We start from the raw sequence: 3,074 nt of genomic DNA, 5'->3' as shown, positions 1-3,074 counted from the left end.
CGGCGGGAGGGGGCGGTCCGGCTGAGGGTTCCGGCTCGGCCGGGCGTGCAGGTCCGGCCGGCCGGCCGTCCGGGTTCGGGTTCGGGTTCGGGTTCGGCTGAGCGTGCGGGTCCGGGCGGCCGTTCGGGCCCGGCCGGCCGCTTCGATACGGCCGAGAGCGACCGCACCGCCGACCCCGACCGCCCCGGCGGCGGCACCGGCCACCGCCCCGACAGTCCCGGCACCGACCGCCCCTCACCCTCCCCGGGAGCCCGCCCATGAGCAGCAGCCCGCTCCGCCTGGTCCGCGCCGCGCCCGCGACGCCGTACACCTTCACCTTCGACGGCCGCACCCTCACCGCCCTGCCCGGCCAGACCCTGGCCGCCGCCCTCTGGGCCGCCGGAATCCTGTCCTGGCGCACCACCCGGCACAGCGGGGCGCCGCGCGGTGCGTTCTGCGGCATCGGCGTCTGCCACGACTGCCTTGCCACCGTCAACGGCCGCCCCAACCAGCGCGCCTGCCTCGTCGCCGTACAGGACGGTGACGTCGTCACCACACAGGCCGGGACCGGGCACGCCGGGCTCGCGGAGGGGACGGGGGCCGGCGGAGCCGGCGCGTGCGGGGACGGGCAGGCCCAGAAAGCCGACACGGCCGAGAGCGCCGACACGGCCGCGAGAGCCCACACCGCCGAAGAGCACCCGGGCCACCCCGACGCCCCAGGCGGACAGGAGGCACGCCGCGTATGAGCGCACCCGTCGATCTCGCCGTGGTGGGCGCCGGTCCCGCCGGGCTCGCCGCCGCCGTACGGGCCGCCGGACTCGGCCTGACCGTGACCCTGCTGGACGCCGGGGAGCGGCCCGGCGGCCAGTTCCACCGGCACCCGGCGCCCGGCCTGCACGCCGCCCGGCCGCAGGCCCCGCACCACGGCCGACGGCACTTCGCCCGGCGGCTGCGGCAGTTGGAGACGGACGGCACGACCTGGCTTCCCCGCCACCACGTGTGGACCGTCGCCCGAGCGCACGACGGATGGCTTCTGCACGCCGTCGCCGGCCCCCGCGACACGCCCGCCACCGTCCACGCACGCGCCGTCCTGCTCGCCACCGGCGCACACGAACGCCAACTGCCCTTCCCCGGCTGGACCCTGCCCGGAGTCGTCGGCGCCGGAGGGGCGCAGGCCATGCTGAAGTCCGGGCTCGTACTGCCCGGCCGGCGCGTCGTCGTCGCCGGCAGCGGGCCGCTGCTGCTCGCCGTCGCCGCGTCCCTCGGCGCCGCCGGCGCACGCGTCCCCGCCGTCGTCGAAGCCGCCGACTACCGCAGCTACGCCCGCTCCCTGCCGGTCCTGCTGCACACCCCCGGCAAACTCGCCGAAGGCGCCCGCCACGGCGCCGCCCTGCTGCGCCGCACCACCCGGCTGCTCACCCGGCACGCCGTCACCGCCGCCCACGGCACCGACCGGGTCGAAGCGGTCACCGTCAGCCGCCTCGACCCCGCCTGGCTGCCCGTGCCCGGCACCGGCCGGCGCATCCCCTGCGACGCGCTCGCCGTCGGCCACGGCCTCGTCCCGCAGCTCGAACTCGCCGTGGGCCTCGGCTGCGCCACCCGCCGCACCGCCGACGACACCCACGCCGTCGTCGTCGACACCGACCAGGCCACCACCGTGCCCGGCATCTGGGCCGCCGGGGAGTCCTGCGGCATCGGCGGCGCCGACCTCGCCGTCACCGAGGGCGAGATCGCCGCCGACGCCGTCGCCCGCGCCCTGCACGGCGTCCCCGCCGACCCGCACCGCCGCAGCGCCCTCATCCGCCGCCGGGCCCGGCTGCGGGACTTCGCCGACACCATGGCCGCCGCCCACCGGCCCGGCCCCGGCTGGGCCGCCTGGCTCGACGACACCACCGAGGTGTGCCGCTGCGAGGAGGTCACCGCCGGCCGCGTCCGGCAGGCCGTCACCGAGTACGGCGCCCACGACACCCGTACCGCCAAACTGCTCACCCGCGCCGGCATGGGCTGGTGCCAGGGCCGAATGTGCGCCCAGGCCGTCGCCCTGCTCACCGAAGGCGCACCCGCCGTCGAACGACGGCCCCTGTCCTGCCCCGTACCCCTGCGCCACCTCGCCGAACTGCCCCGCCCAGATGAGGAGTCGGAAGCATGACCCACCCCGGCACCACCAGCGCACCCACCGGCCCCGGAACCGACGGCCGCGCCCGCCCCTGGCACGGCGTCATGGTCGCCACCGCCCTCCCCCTCCGCGCCGACCTGGGCATCGACTACGACGCCTACGCCGCCCACGTCACCCGCCTCGTCGACGCCGGCTGCGACGGCGTCGTACCCAACGGCTCCCTCGGCGAGTACCAGACCCTCACCGACGACGAACGCGCCCGCGTCGTCCGCGTCGCCGTCGAAGCCGCCGGCGACGGCGCCCGCGTCATGCCCGGCGTGTCCGCGTACGGCAGCGCCGAGGCCCGCCGCTGGGCCGAACACGCCGCCGAGGCCGGATGCCGCTCCGTCCTGCTGCTGCCGCCCAACGCCTACCGCGCCGACGAGCAGGCGGTACGCGCCCACTACGCCGAGGTCGCCCGGGCCGGCCTGCCCGTCGTCGCCTACAACAACCCGTACGACACGAAAGTCGATCTCACACCCGCCCTGCTCGCCCGGCTGCACGGCGACGGACACATCGTCGCCGTCAAGGAGTTCAGCGGCGACGTCCGCCGCGCCTACGAGATCGCCGAACTCGCCCCCGGCCTCGACCTCCTCATCGGCGCCGACGACGTCCTCCTCGAACTCGCGCTCGCCGGAGCCGTCGGCTGGATCGCCGGCTACCCCAACGCGCTGCCGCACGCGTGCGTGGAGCTGTACCGGGCGGCCGTCACACGGGACCTGGAGCTGGCGCTGCCGCTGTACCGGGCACTGCACCCGCTGCTGCGGTGGGACTCCCGCACCGAGTTCGTACAGGCCATCAAGATGTCCATGGACCTCGCCGGACTCCCCGGCGGCCCCACCAGGCCACCCCGCGCCCCGCTCGGAGAGGCGGAGGCGGCGGCCGTACGGGCCGCCACCGAGAAGGTGCTCGCCGAGGGGCTGGGGGAGCCACTGCGGGC

The 3,074-nt window shown here is 77.2% G+C and carries 2 protein-coding genes and 1 pseudogene; all 3 read left to right on the top strand.

Features of this window, described 5'->3' with window-relative positions; translation table 11 throughout:
• Window positions 1-257: 257 nt before the first annotated feature.
• A pseudogene (locus MTQ10_RS29420) lies at window positions 258-560 on the top strand ((2Fe-2S)-binding protein); the annotation flags it as partial.
• A gap of 161 nt (window positions 561-721) precedes the next feature.
• Window positions 722-2,128, top strand: a complete 1,407-nt coding sequence (locus MTQ10_RS29415) for an FAD/NAD(P)-dependent oxidoreductase (RefSeq protein WP_247473457.1) — start codon at window positions 722-724, stop codon at window positions 2,126-2,128.
• Window positions 2,125-3,074, top strand: a 950-nt coding sequence (locus tag MTQ10_RS29410; protein WP_247473455.1) for a dihydrodipicolinate synthase family protein, incomplete at its 3' end; no start/stop codon positions are given. The genes MTQ10_RS29415 and MTQ10_RS29410, both read left to right, overlap by 4 nt.

Origin of the sequence: Streptomyces sp. XM83C (assembly GCF_023072675.1) — a bacterium.
Taxonomy (GTDB): Bacteria; Actinomycetota; Actinomycetes; order Streptomycetales; family Streptomycetaceae; genus Streptomyces; species Streptomyces thermocoprophilus.
Note: the sequence above shows the minus strand (reverse complement) of the source record. Positions and strands in the feature narration are given on the sequence as shown.

Excerpts from the sequence above, each read along its gene's own strand:
- MTQ10_RS29415 (WP_247473457.1), top strand. The coding sequence starts at position 722 with ATGAGCGCACCCGTCGATCTCGCCGTGGTGGGCGCCGGTCCCGCCGGG.